Below are 14265 nucleotides of genomic sequence, written 5' to 3'. Positions count from 1 at the left end.
CGGTGTGGGGGGGGCTGTTCACCCCCGGTTGGCACAACCCCTATCAACAACCCACCGGGGCGCCCCCTGGGCGGCCGCTGTTTTTGCGTTGATGGTTCGCGCCAGAGGCGGCAGGGGATTGCCGCCCGGGCTTAACCCAGGATGACGGGGGGCACGGCGGTGGGTTTGACATCCTCGCTCGGGTAGCAGCCCAGCACCTTGATGTAGCGGGTGATCTGGGTCAGCTCCACCAGGGCGGCCTGCATCTCGGCGCTCTGCAGGTTGGCGGAGACGTCCAGGTAGAACATCTCCTCCCAGGGATTGCCCTGCACCGGACGGGATTCCAGCTTGGTCATGTTGATGCTGTTGTTGCGCAGCACCAGCAGCGCCTCCACCAGGGAGCCCGGCTTTTGCGAGGTGGACATGATGAGGGTGGTCTTGGCCGGGATCTGGGGGGCCACGTCGATGGGCTTGCGCGCCACCACGATGAAGCGACTGTAGTTCTCCTTCTGGTTGGCGAGCTGCTCGGCCAGCACCGTCAGGCCGTACAGCTCGCCGCCGTCCGCGCTGCCGATGGCGGCCGCCTCGGGGCTTGCCAGCTCCTTGACCTTCATCATGGCGCTGGAGGAGGAGTCGCAGATCTCGTGGCGCGCCCCTTCCAGCTTGCTCAGGTAATGGGAGCACTGCTGGAACACCTGGGGATGGGCGTAGAAGGTCTTGATGCGGGACAGGTCGGTCGGCACCGCGGTCAGCACGCAGTGCTCAATCGGATAAGTCAGCTCGCCGACGATGGAGAGGCTGGTGTGCTGCATCACGTCATACACCTCGTTGATGGAGCCCGAGCTGGTGTTCTCGATGGGCAGCACCCCGAAGGCGGCACGTCCCGACTCTACCGAGTCGAGCACCTCGCGAAAATTCTGGCAGTTCACCTCGACCACCTGATCCTTGTAGCGGGCCAGATACTTGCGGGCGGCGAGGCTGGAGTAGGAGCCGCGCGGTCCCAAGTAGGCGACGCTGGTCATGGGCTCCTGCTGCTCCGGGTTGAGCAGCCCTTGCAGGTAGGCCTGCTGGGAGAGCACGGAGTCTTCGATGATGGTGTGATAGAGGCGGGTGACATATTGGGCATCCAGGCCCAGGGCACGCCCTTTCTGGATCAGGGCGACCAGCAGATCCTGCTCGCGCTGGTGGTCGCGGATGGGGCGCGGATTGGCCTGCTTGGCACGGGCGACCGCTATGCTCAGGGTCTTGCGCTTGGCCAGCAGGGCCAGCAGCTCCTGATCCAACTGGGTGATGTCCTGCCTGATGTCGTCGAGGGTTGCCATGTTACTTACCTGTCCAGATATGCCATTGATGATGTACGTAAAAAAGCCTCCGCTAGGGAGGCTCGATTCGTCTTTGGTTTCCGGTTTATACGACGAGTGGGCCTTCCCTCAGTGGGGCCGGATAAACGAGAAACGAAAGAAGAATAGTGAAAGCATGGAATAACCCTGAAATGTCAATGCCCTAGCTTTAAGGGATTTGCCGTCCTGATGCAAGTAAAAGTTGCCAGCCGGGGGCGGGAGGAGGGCGCCGGCGGAGCGAGATGTCGTTGAAAATCTTGGGGGCAGCCGCCTGTTCTGGGCCCATGACTGATAGTCATTCCCGATGAAAATTACGGCTTTATCATATCTCGTCTAAGCGCAGTTCAGGTTTGGTGTCGCAAGATGGGCCCTGACTTGACTGACGGGGGGTTCATGGATACCAAGATCGTTGTATTGAATCAGGGATATGATCAGACGTTTCAGGCCAGGGAGCAGCGCCTCATCGAGACTCTGGCCGGCCACGGCGAGCTGGTCGTCTCTTTCTCGGGCCGATTGGAATCCTGCTACGCCATGGATCTGTGCCGCGCCAGCGGGGTGCGTATCCGAGCCCTGACGTTGGACAATCCGTTGCTGAGCCGACGGGAGCTGGCCCGGGCCCGCCGTTATTGCAAGCACCACGGCATCGATCAGAGGGTCATCAAGAGTGACGAGATGCTGTTCTGCGACACCGGGCAACTGCCTCAGACGGTGCGGGATCCACTACAACTGCTCGGCGAGGCCAGGGCGCTGCAGGCGGAGTGGGCCGCCCTGCCGCTGTTGATCCCGGCCCCCGTTGAGGAGATGCAGGCCTATCTTGGCCATTTTATTCAGTTGCCCGCCAACACCCTCTGGCCGTTCGCCGAGCAGGGCATGTCCCGCCGGGACTTCCGTTACGGCTTTCATCGCCGGGAGCTGGACCGCTGGGGCAAGACCAGCGGCGGCTACCTCAACCGCCGCTTCCAGGATATCAATGAGATGGAGGGTCGCCATGCGCAGATGATCGACATGGCGGAGCAGCTCCTGGCGGACATGGGCTTCGACGAGGCTCAGGTGTTCTTCCATGGGCTCGGTGGGGGTCATGGTGCCCTGGCCCGCATCCGCCTGCCGACGCACCTGCGCGCCCACGGCTTCGATTGCCAGCAGGAGATCTACCATACCCTCAAGAGGATGGCGTTCGCGCATGTGACTCTGGATCTTGCCCAGCCAGAACGCCATGACCTCCAGGGGCGAGGGGCGTAGGCGGGCTCTGTGAGCGGCATCATAGGCAAGGAGGGGGCGACTGTTTATACTGGCGCCCCTCTTTGTCTTTGCCCAACAGGAATGCCATGAAAGCCCTTCCCCTGCTGCTGCTCCTCTCCCTCGGCCCAGTGCTGGCCCAGGCCGCCCCGCTCACCCAGGTGACCCTGGCCGACGGCCGTGTGGTGCAGCTCAATGATGACTTCAGCTGGGAGTATCTGCTGGTCAAGCCGGCCAGTGCCGGCGCGGTGGTCGGCGTGCAGGAGGAGCGCGCTCCCCGGGCGGTGGCTGCCCCGGTACTGACCGAACAGGCCCTGGCCAATCCCGCCTTGCTGAGCGAGGCCGCCCGTGACGGTGTCGTGGTCACCCTTGATCAGCTGACGGCGGGAGATCCCTATCGGCTGCGCTTCATGGTGCACAACACCGGCAGCCGCAACGTGGTGGGGGTGCGCGGCCATGTCAGCCTGTTCGACCTGCAGGGGGTTCAGCTCTCGCGCCAGGAGGCCCGCTTCTGGGTCGCCGAGAATCGCCTGCCGGAGACCTACCTGCGCAAGGGGGAGGCGCGTCCCTCCCTCGAGATTGAGATGGCGAAACCGGCCGGGCAGGGGGAGCGGCCCCTGGTGCGAGTCGAGATCGATGAAGTGGTGTTTCGCTAAGATCTGACAAAACCTCCTGCGGGAGGTTTTTTATTTATTGAAACGGCAGGTGACGGCAGACAGCAACAGTTGCTTACCTCTGACATGGTTTGGCAACCGCTTGTCCCCGGCATTTTTAGGGGGGCTCGACACTATGGCTCCATCGCAACGAGGCGTCATCACAATGAAAAAAATCACGCTTTCCATCCTGGCCCTGGCCGCCGACTACACCTATCGCCGCTGGGATCTGCAGCAGGGCTCCATCACCAGCCTGGGGGTGAAGTACCACTTCTGATCCCCGTACCCTTCCTGCATGCCCCCGCTCCCGCCCATGACCTCGTCATGGGCTTTTTTCATTTTCCGGTGATCCTGTTCTCGCTCCGGCGTCGTATCGGTTGGCAATAGTTATACAACTTCCAATTCTTTGTATAACTGCTATAACTGGTTCAATGCTTATACAAGGAGCGTCATCATGTACAAGATCAAGGTCGGTATCAGTGCCTGTCTGCTGGGCCAGGAAGTGCGGTTCGACGGGGGCCACAAGCGTTCCAGCTTCTGCGAGCGGGATCTTGGCGCTCACTTCGAGTATCACCCGGTCTGCCCCGAGATGGCCATCGGCCTCGGCGCCCCCCGCGCCGCCATCCGCCTGGTCAAGCGCCATGGGGAGGTGCGGGTCGAGGCGAGCAACGGCAGCTTCGACGTCACCGACAAGCTGATCGCCTTCAGTGAGCAAAAAGCCCGCCAGCTCGACTTCCTCTCCGGCTACATCCTCTGCGCCAAGTCACCCAGCTGCGGCATGGAGCGGGTGCGCATCTATGGCGCCAACAACGAGGGGAGCGCCAAGGAGGGAATAGGTCTCTTTGCCAAGGCGCTGATGGAGGCAAACCCCCTGCTACCGGTGGAAGAAGACGGTCGCCTGTGCGACCCCATACTGCGGGAGAACTTCGTGCTGCGGGTCTTCGCCTACCACGACTGGCAGCAACTCTGCGCCCGGGGGATCACCGCCTCTGCCCTCATTCGCTTTCATTCGCGCTACAAGTATCTGGTGCTCTCCCACGCCACCAGCCACTACCGGGCGCTGGGCAAGCTGCTCGGCAACCTCGGCAAGGCCAACCTGCAGGAGGTGGCGGGCAGCTATATCCAGGGCTTGATGGCGGCGCTGACCCTTCGCGCCAACCGCCGCAGCCACACCAATGTGCTGATGCATCTCCAGGGCTATTTCAAGCGGGTGCTGACCCCGGCCCAGAAGCAGGAGCTTGCCGACACCATCGACAAGTACCGTACCGGCATCTTCCCGCTGCTGGTGCCGCTCACCCTGATCCGCCACTACCTGCGGGAATACCCCAATCCCTATCTCGCGGAGCAGGTCTATCTCAATCCTCATCCCGATACGCTCAAGCTGCGTTACGGGCTTTGAGAATGGCTAGATCAGGTCTACCCAGACCCCATCCCGATACGCTCAAGTTGCGTTACGGGCTTTGAATTCATGCTGTCGCCCCGGCTGATGGCCGGGGCCTCTTCCCAACGTCTGATGGACTCTCTCATGTCTGATGAACCACAAGCAGCCGCGCCTCTCCCCGACGAGGGCGTCTACCCCATCCGCGAGGTCTCCCGCCTCACCGGTGTCAACGCCGTCACCCTGCGCGCCTGGCAGCGCCGCTACGGCCTGGTGCAGCCCGCCCGCACCGACAAGGGGCACCGCCTCTACAGCGAGCAGGATATCCGCCAGATAGGCGAGATCCTGAGCTGGCTGGAGCGGGGGGTGAGCATAGGCCAGGTCAAGGGGCTATTGAGCGAGCCCCAGTCCCAGCCGGTGAGCGATCACTGGCAGCAGACCCTGGAGCAATTCAGTCAGGCGCTGCTCGCCTTCAACCAGCGCAAGGCGGAGGCTGAGCTCAACGATCTGCTGGCGAGCTATCCGTTCGAGCTGGTGCGCAGCCGGGTGCTGCAACCCCTGGTGGAGCAGCTGCTCGGCCTGTGGCGCGAGCGACCGGATGGCGAGCTGCTGCAACAGGTGTGGCTGGGCTGGCTTCACACCCGCTTCGCCCGCCACCTCATCGAACAGGAGAAGGGCGTCCCCGTCACCCTGGCAAGCTGGGGCCAGGTGGGGCCGCTCGATCTGGTCTGGGCCGCGTATGAGCTCATCGGTCAGGGCTATGAGGTGCAACTGCTGGGGGCGGTGGAGCCGCGCCACGTCGCCCTGCTGGAGGGGCGGGCCGCCACCCCCTGGCTGGTGCTGCTGGGGGCTGGACTCGGCAAGCAGGATCTGGCCACCGGCTGGCCCGCCGGTACCCGTCTGTTTGGCGAGCTGGGGCGTCTCTACGATGCCGACTGGCTGAGCCAGTACGGCTGGCGAGGAAGCCTGGCCGAGGCGATAGCAGACAAGCCTGCCGCGCGCAGCTTGAGCGGGCGCGGGAGGAAAACCTCATGAGACTGGTCTGGTTTCGCAACGATCTGCGTCTGGCGGACAACCCGGCCCTGCGCTCGTGCTGCGGGAACGCCGGGGCCGGTGACGAGCCGGTGGCGGCCCTCTTTGTCATCTCCCCGGCCCAGTGGCGGGCGCACAAGCTGGCCCCCATTCGCCAGCGTTTCATCCTGGCCCAGGTGGATGCGTTGGGGCGCGAGCTGGCGGCCCTCGGCATAGTGCTGCATCTGCTGCGGGTCGAGACCTTTGCCGAGACTCCGGCGGCATTGGCGAGCCTCTGTGACGAGTTGGGTGTCAGCCAGCTCTATGCCAATCAGGCCATCGAGATAGACGAGCTGCGCCGCGATGGCGCCGTCACCACCGCGCTGGCACGGCAGGGGGTGAGTTGTCACTGGTTCAACGGCTGCTGCGTGCTGCCGCCCGGGCGGGTGCTGACCGGATCGGGGGAGATGTTCAAGGTGTTCACCCCCTTCAGTCGCGCCTGGCTCAAGGCCCTCGACGAAGAGGGCTTCGTCATCCATCGCGCCCCGGCGCCGCGGGGCGACCCCCTGCCCTGGCAGCCGCTGGCCGAGCGGGACTTTGTCGATGAGGCGCTTGGGGAGACGATCCCGGATCCCCGCTGGCCCGTGGGGGAGGCGGAGGCCCTGCGGCGACTGCACGCCTTCCTGGATCAGGGGGTGCTGGACTACGGCGAGACCCGGGATTTTCCGGCGCAGGCAGGCACGTCCGTGCTCTCCCCCTATCTGGCGGCAGGGATCATAAGCCCCCGTCAGTGCGTGGCAGCCTTGCAGCAGCGGCTCGGCGGCCGGCCCCAGTCCAAGGCGCAGCCAGGTTTCGTCTGGCTCAATGAGCTCATCTGGCGCGAGTTCTATCGCCACCTGCTGGTACTGATCCCGACCCTCTCGATGAATCGCCCTTTCAAGCCAGAGACGGCGGCCCTGCCCTGGAGCTGGGACCCGGATGCCTTTGCCGCCTGGTGCGAGGGGCGCACCGGCTACCCCGTGGTAGACGCCGCCATGCGCTGCCTCAACGCCACCGGCTGGATGCACAACCGGCTGCGGATGATAGTGGCGAGCTTCCTCACCAAGGATCTGCACATCCACTGGCGGCTCGGGGAGGATTACTTCATGAGCCGGCTCATCGACGGCGATCTGGCGGCCAACAATGGCGGCTGGCAGTGGGCGGCGGGCACAGGGGCCGATGCGGCCCCTTACTTTCGGGTGTTCAATCCGACCACTCAGGGGCAACGATTTGATCCACAAGGGGACTTTATCCGTACCTGGGTATCTGAGCTTGCCGATCTGCCTGCCACCTATGTGCACCAGCCCCACGACTGGTTGCGGCTCAAGGGGCGGCAGGACTACCCGGCGCCCATGGTGGATCATGCCGTTGCACGGGTGAGGGCCATCGAGATGTTCCGTGACCTGGAGAAGAAATAACATGAACGACGCGCTGGCCCATTTCATCGTCCTCTATCTGCAACTGGACAAGCATCAGTTGCACCGCCTGCCGGAGATCTATGCCGATCAGGTGGTGTTTATCGATCCGGCCCACCGCATCGAGGGGCTGGCCGCGCTCACCCGCTATTTCTCCTCCCTCTACGGGCGGCTCAAGGAGTGCCGTTTCGAGATCACCAGCCGGCAGCAGCAGGGCAATGAGGCCTGGCTCGGCTGGGTCATGATCTTCGCCCATCCCAGGATTGCTGGCGGGCGACCCGTGCGGGTGGAGGGGGCTACCCGGCTGCAGTTCGATGCCTGGGGCAAGGTGTGCCTGCACCGGGACTACTTCGATCTGGGCGCCATGCTCTACGAGCAGTTGCCGCTGCTCGGCCCCCTGGTGCGCGCCATCAAGGGGAGGCTGGGATCATGAACGGACGGGTACTGATCACCGGGGCCAGCTCCGGTATCGGCCGCCAGCTGGCGCTGGACTACCGACGCGCCGGCTGGCAGGTGTGGGGTTGTGGCCGCGACGGCGAGCGGCTGCAGGCATTGGCCGATGAGGGGATAACCCCCCTGCAGTTCGATGCACGGGACAGCGCCGCCATGGCCGAGGTTGCCGCCGGCCTGCCCAGGCTGGATCTGCTGATCCTCAACGCCGGCAACTGCGAATACATGGATTTGGCAGAGGGGTTCGACGGCGCCCTCTTTGCCCGGGTGATCGAGACCAACCTCATTGCCACCGGCCACGCCCTGGCCGCCTTCTTGCCACGGCTGGCGGCAGGGTCTCGGCTCGCCATCGTCAGCTCGTCGGTGAGCTGGCTGCCGCTGCCAAGGGCCGAGGCCTATGGCGCCTCCAAGGCCGCCCTCGACTATCTGGCCGCCACCCTGCGTCTGGATCTCGCGGCCCTGGGCATAGGGGTGACCCTGATCCGCCCGGGCTTCGTGCAGACGCCACTCACCGCGAAGAATGATTTTCCCATGCCCTGTCTGGTGACGGTGGAGCAGGCTTCCTGCGCCATCATGGGCGGGCTGGCCGCCGGTCGCCACCAGATCCATTTTCCCCGTCGCTTCATCTGGCTGCTGCGCCTGCTAGGCGCCTTGCCGACCGGGCTCTGGTTGCGCCTCGGTCGTACCCTCACCTCGAAAGGATCCCCTTCATGAAGAAAAAGATTGCCATCATAGGTTCCGGGATCTCGGGGCTCAGCGCCGGTTTCCTGCTCCACAAGGGGCATGACATCACCCTGTTCGAGGCGGCTCCCATCCTGGGGGGCCACACCGCCACCGTCGATGTGACTCAGGCCGGTCGCAGCCATGCCATCGACACCGGCTTCATCGTCTTCAACGATCGCACCTACCCGAATTTCCTGGCATTGCTCGAGCGCATCGGGGTGGCGCGCCAGCCCACCGAGATGAGCTTCTCGGTCAAGAGCCCTTCGGGGCTGGAGTACAACGGCCACAATCTCGATACCCTGTTTGCCCAGCGCAGCAACCTGCTGAGCCCGCGCTTCTACCGCTTCGTCGCCGAGATACTGCGCTTCAACCGGGAGGCCTGCGCCTGGCTGGCGGACAAGACCCGTCCGGAGAACGGCAGCGAGCCGACCCTGGGGGATTTTCTGCAGCTGGGGGAGTTTAGCGACTACTTCGCCCGCCACTATATCCTGCCCATGGGGGCGGCCATCTGGTCCTCCACCCTGGCGGACATGCGCGCCTTTCCCCTGGGCTTCTTCCTGCGCTTCTTTGCCAACCACGGCCTGCTCGATGTGGCCAACCGCCCCCAGTGGTACGTCATTCCGGGCGGCTCGCGGGAATACATAGGCCCGCTCACCGCAGGCTGGCAGTCGCGGATCCGGCTGGCCTGCCCTGTGCTGGGGGTGAGGCGCACGGCCGAGGGGGTGCTGGTCCAGAGCCGCCATGGGGAGGAGCCCTTTGACGAGGTGATCTTCGCCTGTCACAGCGATCAGGCCCTGGCCCTGCTGGTGGATGCAAGCGAGCGGGAGCAGGCCATTCTCGGCGCCATGGCCTATCAGGCCAACGACGTCTGGCTCCATACCGACGTCAGCTGTTTGCCCACTCGCCGCAAGGCCTGGGCCAGCTGGAACTATCTGCTCGGGGAGGACGACGAGGCGCGCCCCCTGGTGAGCTACAACATGAACATCCTGCAGGGGATAAGCTCGCCCCAGCCCTTCTGCGTCAGCCTCAACCCCCAGGGCCGGGTGGACGAGAGCAAGGTGCTGCGCCGTTTCGTCTATCATCATCCGGTCTTCAATCAGGCCTCCATCGCCGCCCAGCAGCGCCGGGCCGAGATCTGCGGCCGCCAGCACACCCACTTCTGCGGCGCTTACTGGTACAACGGCTTTCACGAGGACGGGGTGCGCAGCGCCCTGGACGTGGCCGCGCGCTTCGGAGCCCGCCTATGACGGCCGCCGGCGGCGACACCATCAGCGCCATCTGGCGGGGCTCGGTGCGCCATCGCCGCTTCGCCCCCAGGCCCCATGCCTTCTCCTACAGCCTCTTCATGCTGGGGCTGGATCTGGACGAGCTGCCGGGGCTCAGCCAGGGGCGCTGGTTCGGCGTGGAGCAGGCCGGGCTGCTCTCCTTTCGCCGAAGCGACTATCTGGGGGGCGGCGAGGGCAGCCTCAAGCAGGCGGTGTGGCACAAGGTGACCGCCCTTGGTGGCAGTGCCGAGCCGGACGGTCGGGTGCTGCTGCTCGGCAACGTGCGCTGCCTGGGCTTCTACTTCAGCCCGGTCAACTTCTACTTCTGCGATCGGGCGGGGGAAACCCGTTACCTGCTGGCGGAGGTGTCGAACACCCCCTGGAACGAGCGCCATTACTACCTGCTGGATCTGGCGGCCCTGGCACCCCATGACAAGGACTTTCACGTCTCTCCCTTCATGGGGCTGGCCATGCGCTACCACTGGCGCATCAGGGCGCCGGCGCAGGAGACGCTGATCCATATCGAGAGCCACCCCGTATCCGGTGAGGCCAAGCTGTTCGACGCCACCCTGGCCCTGCGCCGGGCGCCTTTGTGCCGCAGCGGGCTCGCGGCCCTGCTGGTGCGCTGGCCCTGGATGACCCTCAAGGTGCTGCTCGGCATCTACTGGCAGGCCCTGCGACTCTTTGTCAAACGAACACCTATCTTCACCCACCCGGAGAGCCGCTGATGAAGCCGACCTTCTCGCGTATTACAGCTTTCAGTCGTTGTCCGCAGCCTAGGATGCGGGTTCGTATCAAACGAATCTCTTTTATCTTCAGCCACTCGGAGAGCCGCTAATGGAACTTGCTCAATCAACCCTCTCTGCCTCTTTCATCGACAAGGGGGCCAGGCAACTGCTGCTCAGTCTGCTGGGACGTCTCGAACACGGCCAGCTGCTGCTGCACGACGGCAGCGAGCGCCACGGCTTCGGGGTGGCGGGCACGGATCTCCATGCCGAGGTGATGGTGCAGGATCCCGCCTTCTATCGCCGCCTGTTGCTGGGGGGCAGCATAGCCGCCGGTGAGACCTGGGTGGAGGGGCTCTGGACCAGCCCGGATCCGGTGGCCCTGGTGCGGCTGCTGGCCCGCAACCTGCCGCTGCTCGACACCCTGGAGCGGCGTCTCGGCTGGCTCAGCTTCCCCTTCAACAAGGTGCGCCACTTGCTCAATCGAAACACCCTGACCGGATCGCGATCCAACATCGCCGCCCACTATGATCTCGGCAACAGCCTCTATCAGGGCTTCCTCGACAGCCACATGCAGTATTCGAGCGCCATCTACCCGAGCGCCGAGGCCAGCCTGGAGCAGGGGCAGCAGGCCAAGCTGCGCACCATCTGCGAGCGGCTTGCGCTGGGGCCGGAGGATCACCTGCTGGAGATAGGTACCGGCTGGGGCGGCCTCGCCGTCTATGCCGCTCGCCATTACGGCTGCCGGGTGACCACCACCACCATCTCCCAGGCCCAGCATGACTACGCAAAAGAGTGGATTGCCCGGGAGGGGCTGGGGGATCGCATCACTCTGCTGCTGGAGGATTACCGCAAGCTGGAGGGGAGCTTCGACAAGCTGGTCTCCATCGAGATGATAGAGGCGGTGGGGCACGCCTTCCTGCCGGACTATTTCCGCCAGCTGTCGCGCCTGCTCAAGCCCGGTGGCCGCCTGCTCATCCAGGCCATCACCATCGCCGATCAGCGCCACGCCCAGTATCTGCGCGGGGTGGACTTCATCCAGCGCTACATCTTCCCCGGCGGCTGCCTGCCCAGCGTCTCCCAGATGGCGGGGCTGCTGGCGCGCGAAACCGACATGCAGCTGGTGCGGCTGCACGATCACGGTCACCACTACGCCCGCACCCTGGCCCACTGGTGCGAGCGCTTCCTGGCGCTGGCCCCGGAGTTGCCAAGGCTCGGCTACAGCCAGGACTTCATCCGGCTGTGGCACTTCTATTTCGCCTACTGCGAGGGGGGATTCTGGGAGCGGGCCATCAGCCTGGTGCAGCTGGAGGCGGCCAAGCCGGGGCCGCTCGGCTGGTCCGGCGACCTGCCAGTGAGCGGTCACTGACCATGTGGCAGTGGGCCCATCTGCTGGGGTTCAACCTCTACTGGTTGCTGGCGGTGAAATGGCAGCAACCGGGCCCGCTGCTGGGCATGCTGTTGCTTCATTTCCTCTTCTCTCCTCGTCGCCGGCAAGACTGGCGGCTCATTCCCGTTGCCCTGGCAGGTTGTCTGCTGGATGTGATCCTCTGGCGGCTGGGCCTGTTCCAGTTTCCGGTCGGCTTCCCCCTCTGGCTGGGGCTGCTCTGGCTCGGCTTTGCCCTGACCCTCTCCCATGGCATGGGTTGGCTGCGGCGCCTGGCTCGCTGGCAGCAGGCCCTGTTTGGCATGGTGGGGGGCGCCAGCTCCTATGTGGCGGGGGCGGCGATGGGGGCCGTACACTTACCCTGGGGCATCTGGATCAGCACGGCGCTGCTGGCGGTGATCTGGATGGGGTGGTTGCCCGTACTGGTGTGGGCAACGGTGACGCTGGAGGGTGACGCGACATGAACACCTTTTCGACCGACGCCTTGTTGTTTTCCAAATGGACCAAGGAGAGCCAGTACGAGCTGGCCGACCGCTTCTACCTGGTGGTGGCCTGCCAGCGGGATGCGCGAGGTCAACTGGCGAGTGTGGTGATGCAGGATATCAATACCCTGCAAGAACAGGAGCTGGATTGGCATGAACTCGAAGATCCCACTCGTTGGCACATGGGTTGGCATTAGCCTGCTCTGCTGGAGCACCTTGAGCTGGGCTGCCCCTTGGCAGCAGCTGCGCCCCGTCGGACAGGGGGAGATGCACTGGCTCTGGTTCAAGCTCTATGATGCCACCCTCTACAGCCAGGATGGCCGCTATGGGCCGCGCCGTTATCCCCAGGCCCTCTCCCTCACCTATGCCAGGGACATAGACAGGCAGGATATCCTGGATGCCACCGCCCAGGAGTGGCAGCGGCTGGCGCCAGGGAACAGCCAGGCCCAGGCCCGTTGGCTGGCGGCGCTGTCCGGTGTGCTGCCCGACGTGAAGGCGGGGGACAGGCTCACTTTTTACGTCGATGAGCAGGGGCAGGGAGAGCTCTGGCTGCGAGACAGGTCCCTTGGCCGCATCGCGGAGCCCGATTTTTCCGCCGCCTTTCTCGCCATCTGGCTGGCGGACAACAGCCGGGATCCCGCGCTGACCCGGCGTCTGCGTGGCCAGCCTTGAGCCCTCGGCGATCGCCGCGGCCATCCCGTCGTATTGACCGAGTGATGACGACCATGGACAGCCGCCTGCGCTGGCGTTCAGCCGAGGCGGCGCTTCCCCTTATTGCAATCCGGAGTCTGACATGACCTTATCTAGCGGCCGCTGGCGTGGCCTGATGCTCTCCCTGATGCTGCTTCTCGGCGGCTGTGGCACCAGCCTGGATGCCTATCGTGGCCAGGGGCCGAACTGGGATCTCGCCCGCTTCTTCGACGGCAAGCTGGTGGCCCATGGCCTGGTGACCGACCGCAGCGGCGAAGTGACCAGTCGCTTTCGGGTCGAGATGCAGGGGCGCTGGCGAGCGGGCAAGGGGGAGCTGTTCGAGCAGTTCTATTTCGATGACGGCCGCCAGCAGACCCGCACCTGGTTTTTGAGCAAGGGGGCGGACGGCCACTGGCGCGGCACCGCCTCGGACGTGGTGGGGGAGGCGGTGGGCAAGACGGCAGGTTTCGCCCTGAACTGGCGTTATCGGCTCGATCTGGCCCTGCCGGACGGGGAGGTGGTGCGGGTGAACTTCGATGACTGGATGTACCTGCTGGATCAAGATCGCCTCATCAACCGGGCGGAGATCAGCAAGTTCGACATCTACCTGGGTGAGGTGCTCCTCTATATCGAGCGCACCGGCCCCCTCGCCGCACCTTGAGGCCATCGGCCCCTGATTGATAGTCCATCGCTATCAATGACTCAGCTAGCAACTATTACCTTTTGAGTCTCGTGCGCGCTAAGCTGAGCCTGTTTTCCAATCTGGAGGTGCATGATGAAGAACCCGATAGGCCTAGACGCCGCCCAATCTCAAGCCCTGGCAACCGAGCTGAATCAACTGTTGGCCAGCTACCAGATCCTCTACATGAATGTCCGCGGTTTCCACTGGAACATTCGCGGCAGCCACTTCTTCGAGCTGCATCTGAAGTTCGAGGAGATCTACAACGACCTGCTGCTGAAGGTCGATGCCCTGGCCGAGCGTATCCTGACTCTGGATGGCGTGCCCCTGCACAGCTTCAGCGACTACCTGAAGGTCTCCGCCATCGCGGAGAGCAAGGGCCTGCACGACGGTCCCGGCTGCATCGGCTCCCTGCTGGAGGGATTCCGTGAGCTGCTCGGCGCCCAGCGCCGCATCCTGAAACTGGCCAGCGAGGCGGGGGACGAAGGCACGGCCTCCCAGCTCTCGGACTACATCCAGCAGCAGGAGAAACTGGTCTGGATGCTGCGGGCCTATCTGGATTGAGTGCTCAGTTGCCCATACCCTGAATGGCTTCCTTTTCCTGTCTGATTATCCACCCATTTGCCGCCCCTTCGGGCGTAATGCCGATCAGTTAAGGATCCATTGACCGATCCTCCTGATGTGTAAAAATCCGAAACCTATTGATTTGGTTTCGGATTTTCTATGCGTATCGAACAGGCTCTCGACTTCCTCCACGCCAGCAATATGGCCCAGTTTGAGTCACTCTCTGACCTCATTCCCCCCGCGCTCATC

Annotated in this window: 16 protein-coding genes, 1 pseudogene and 1 other annotated feature; of the genes and pseudogenes, 16 read left to right on the top strand and 1 reads right to left on the bottom strand. The window is 64.2% G+C overall.

Annotation, left to right across the window (positions count from 1 at the left end; genetic code table 11):
- Nucleotides 1-131: 131 nt before the first annotated feature.
- The gene (locus ACW5W4_RS18385; RefSeq protein ID WP_427260442.1) at nucleotides 132-1301 is read right to left on the bottom strand and encodes a chorismate mutase; all 1170 of its coding nucleotides are present in this window, start codon (nucleotides 1299-1301) and stop codon (nucleotides 132-134) included.
- A gap of 37 nt (nucleotides 1302-1338) precedes the next feature.
- Nucleotides 1339-1461 (bottom strand) — a sequence feature (Phe leader region).
- Between the two features lie 251 nt (nucleotides 1462-1712).
- On the opposite strand from ACW5W4_RS18385, the gene ACW5W4_RS18380 reads away from it, so the two are divergent.
- The 16 genes and pseudogenes from ACW5W4_RS18380 to ACW5W4_RS18305 all read left to right on the top strand — a co-directional run bounded on the left by ACW5W4_RS18380 (nucleotide 1713) and on the right by ACW5W4_RS18305 (nucleotide 14016).
- Entirely contained in the window at nucleotides 1713-2558 is an 846-nt protein-coding gene (locus ACW5W4_RS18380) for a hypothetical protein (protein ID WP_456690352.1), read from the top strand.
- An 86-nt stretch (nucleotides 2559-2644) separates the two neighbouring features.
- Nucleotides 2645-3211, top strand: coding sequence for a DUF3157 family protein (locus ACW5W4_RS18375; protein ID WP_456690351.1), 567 nt, complete (start codon nucleotides 2645-2647; stop codon nucleotides 3209-3211).
- Nucleotides 3212-3398: 187 nt separating this feature from the next.
- Nucleotides 3399-3485: pseudogene (locus tag ACW5W4_RS18370) on the top strand (autotransporter); the annotation flags it as partial.
- Nucleotides 3486-3662: 177 nt separating this feature from the next.
- Nucleotides 3663-4607: a YbgA family protein gene (locus ACW5W4_RS18365; RefSeq protein ID WP_456690350.1), complete on the top strand. Its 945-nt coding sequence runs from the start codon at nucleotides 3663-3665 to the stop codon at nucleotides 4605-4607.
- Between the two features lie 126 nt (nucleotides 4608-4733).
- Complete coding sequence (locus ACW5W4_RS18360) at nucleotides 4734-5621, top strand: MerR family transcriptional regulator (protein WP_456690349.1); 888 nt, start codon at nucleotides 4734-4736, stop codon at nucleotides 5619-5621.
- Nucleotides 5618-7054, top strand: a complete 1437-nt coding sequence (phrB, locus tag ACW5W4_RS18355) for a deoxyribodipyrimidine photo-lyase (protein WP_456690348.1) — start codon at nucleotides 5618-5620, stop codon at nucleotides 7052-7054. The genes ACW5W4_RS18360 and phrB overlap by 4 nt, the downstream gene beginning before the upstream one ends.
- 1 nt (nucleotide 7055) lies before the next feature.
- Complete coding sequence (locus ACW5W4_RS18350; RefSeq protein ID WP_456690347.1) at nucleotides 7056-7484, top strand: nuclear transport factor 2 family protein; 429 nt, start codon at nucleotides 7056-7058, stop codon at nucleotides 7482-7484.
- Nucleotides 7481-8215 (top strand): SDR family NAD(P)-dependent oxidoreductase, encoded by a 735-nt coding sequence (locus ACW5W4_RS18345; protein WP_456690346.1) that lies wholly within the window; start codon nucleotides 7481-7483, stop codon nucleotides 8213-8215. Before ACW5W4_RS18350 ends, ACW5W4_RS18345 begins: the two co-directional genes overlap by 4 nt.
- Nucleotides 8212-9471, top strand: coding sequence for an NAD(P)/FAD-dependent oxidoreductase (locus ACW5W4_RS18340; protein ID WP_456690345.1), 1260 nt, complete (start codon nucleotides 8212-8214; stop codon nucleotides 9469-9471). Before ACW5W4_RS18345 ends, ACW5W4_RS18340 begins: the two co-directional genes overlap by 4 nt.
- Nucleotides 9468-10217 (top strand): DUF1365 domain-containing protein, encoded by a 750-nt coding sequence (locus ACW5W4_RS18335; RefSeq protein ID WP_456690344.1) that lies wholly within the window; start codon nucleotides 9468-9470, stop codon nucleotides 10215-10217. Before ACW5W4_RS18340 ends, ACW5W4_RS18335 begins: the two co-directional genes overlap by 4 nt.
- A 109-nt stretch (nucleotides 10218-10326) precedes the next feature.
- The gene (locus ACW5W4_RS18330) at nucleotides 10327-11583 is read left to right on the top strand and encodes a class I SAM-dependent methyltransferase (protein WP_456690343.1); all 1257 of its coding nucleotides are present in this window, start codon (nucleotides 10327-10329) and stop codon (nucleotides 11581-11583) included.
- Between the two features lie 2 nt (nucleotides 11584-11585).
- Nucleotides 11586-12065 (top strand): DUF2878 domain-containing protein, encoded by a 480-nt coding sequence (locus ACW5W4_RS18325; RefSeq protein ID WP_456690342.1) that lies wholly within the window; start codon nucleotides 11586-11588, stop codon nucleotides 12063-12065.
- Complete coding sequence (locus ACW5W4_RS18320; RefSeq protein ID WP_427260455.1) at nucleotides 12062-12280, top strand: TIGR02450 family Trp-rich protein; 219 nt, start codon at nucleotides 12062-12064, stop codon at nucleotides 12278-12280. Before ACW5W4_RS18325 ends, ACW5W4_RS18320 begins: the two co-directional genes overlap by 4 nt.
- Nucleotides 12237-12755, top strand: a complete 519-nt coding sequence (locus ACW5W4_RS18315; RefSeq protein ID WP_456690341.1) for a chalcone isomerase family protein — start codon at nucleotides 12237-12239, stop codon at nucleotides 12753-12755. The genes ACW5W4_RS18320 and ACW5W4_RS18315 overlap by 44 nt, the downstream gene beginning before the upstream one ends.
- A 121-nt stretch (nucleotides 12756-12876) precedes the next feature.
- A complete protein-coding gene (locus tag ACW5W4_RS18310) occupies nucleotides 12877-13434 on the top strand; it encodes a DUF3833 domain-containing protein (protein WP_456690340.1) in 558 nt (185 codons plus the stop codon).
- A gap of 114 nt (nucleotides 13435-13548) precedes the next feature.
- Nucleotides 13549-14016, top strand: a complete 468-nt coding sequence (locus ACW5W4_RS18305) for a Dps family protein (RefSeq protein WP_456690353.1) — start codon at nucleotides 13549-13551, stop codon at nucleotides 14014-14016.
- Nucleotides 14017-14265 lie beyond the last annotated feature (249 nt).

The organism is Aeromonas crassostreae, from assembly GCF_054052445.1.
This window is presented reverse-complemented; position numbering and strand designations above follow the sequence as displayed.

Coding starts and splice junctions, on each gene's coding strand:
- phrB (WP_456690348.1), top strand. CDS start 5,618: ATGAGACTGGTCTGGTTTCGCAACGATCTGCGTCTGGCGGACAACCCG.
- ACW5W4_RS18360 (WP_456690349.1), top strand. CDS start 4,734: ATGTCTGATGAACCACAAGCAGCCGCGCCTCTCCCCGACGAGGGCGTC.
- ACW5W4_RS18380 (WP_456690352.1), top strand. CDS start 1,713: ATGGATACCAAGATCGTTGTATTGAATCAGGGATATGATCAGACGTTT.
- ACW5W4_RS18320 (WP_427260455.1), top strand. CDS start 12,062: ATGAACACCTTTTCGACCGACGCCTTGTTGTTTTCCAAATGGACCAAG.
- ACW5W4_RS18305 (WP_456690353.1), top strand. CDS start 13,549: ATGAAGAACCCGATAGGCCTAGACGCCGCCCAATCTCAAGCCCTGGCA.
- ACW5W4_RS18310 (WP_456690340.1), top strand. CDS start 12,877: ATGACCTTATCTAGCGGCCGCTGGCGTGGCCTGATGCTCTCCCTGATG.
- ACW5W4_RS18335 (WP_456690344.1), top strand. CDS start 9,468: ATGACGGCCGCCGGCGGCGACACCATCAGCGCCATCTGGCGGGGCTCG.
- ACW5W4_RS18385 (WP_427260442.1), bottom strand. CDS start 1,301: ATGGCAACCCTCGACGACATCAGGCAGGACATCACCCAGTTGGATCAG.
- ACW5W4_RS18315 (WP_456690341.1), top strand. CDS start 12,237: ATGAACTCGAAGATCCCACTCGTTGGCACATGGGTTGGCATTAGCCTG.
- ACW5W4_RS18325 (WP_456690342.1), top strand. CDS start 11,586: ATGTGGCAGTGGGCCCATCTGCTGGGGTTCAACCTCTACTGGTTGCTG.
- ACW5W4_RS18365 (WP_456690350.1), top strand. CDS start 3,663: ATGTACAAGATCAAGGTCGGTATCAGTGCCTGTCTGCTGGGCCAGGAA.
- ACW5W4_RS18345 (WP_456690346.1), top strand. CDS start 7,481: ATGAACGGACGGGTACTGATCACCGGGGCCAGCTCCGGTATCGGCCGC.
- ACW5W4_RS18340 (WP_456690345.1), top strand. CDS start 8,212: ATGAAGAAAAAGATTGCCATCATAGGTTCCGGGATCTCGGGGCTCAGC.
- ACW5W4_RS18350 (WP_456690347.1), top strand. CDS start 7,056: ATGAACGACGCGCTGGCCCATTTCATCGTCCTCTATCTGCAACTGGAC.
- ACW5W4_RS18330 (WP_456690343.1), top strand. CDS start 10,327: ATGGAACTTGCTCAATCAACCCTCTCTGCCTCTTTCATCGACAAGGGG.
- ACW5W4_RS18375 (WP_456690351.1), top strand. CDS start 2,645: ATGAAAGCCCTTCCCCTGCTGCTGCTCCTCTCCCTCGGCCCAGTGCTG.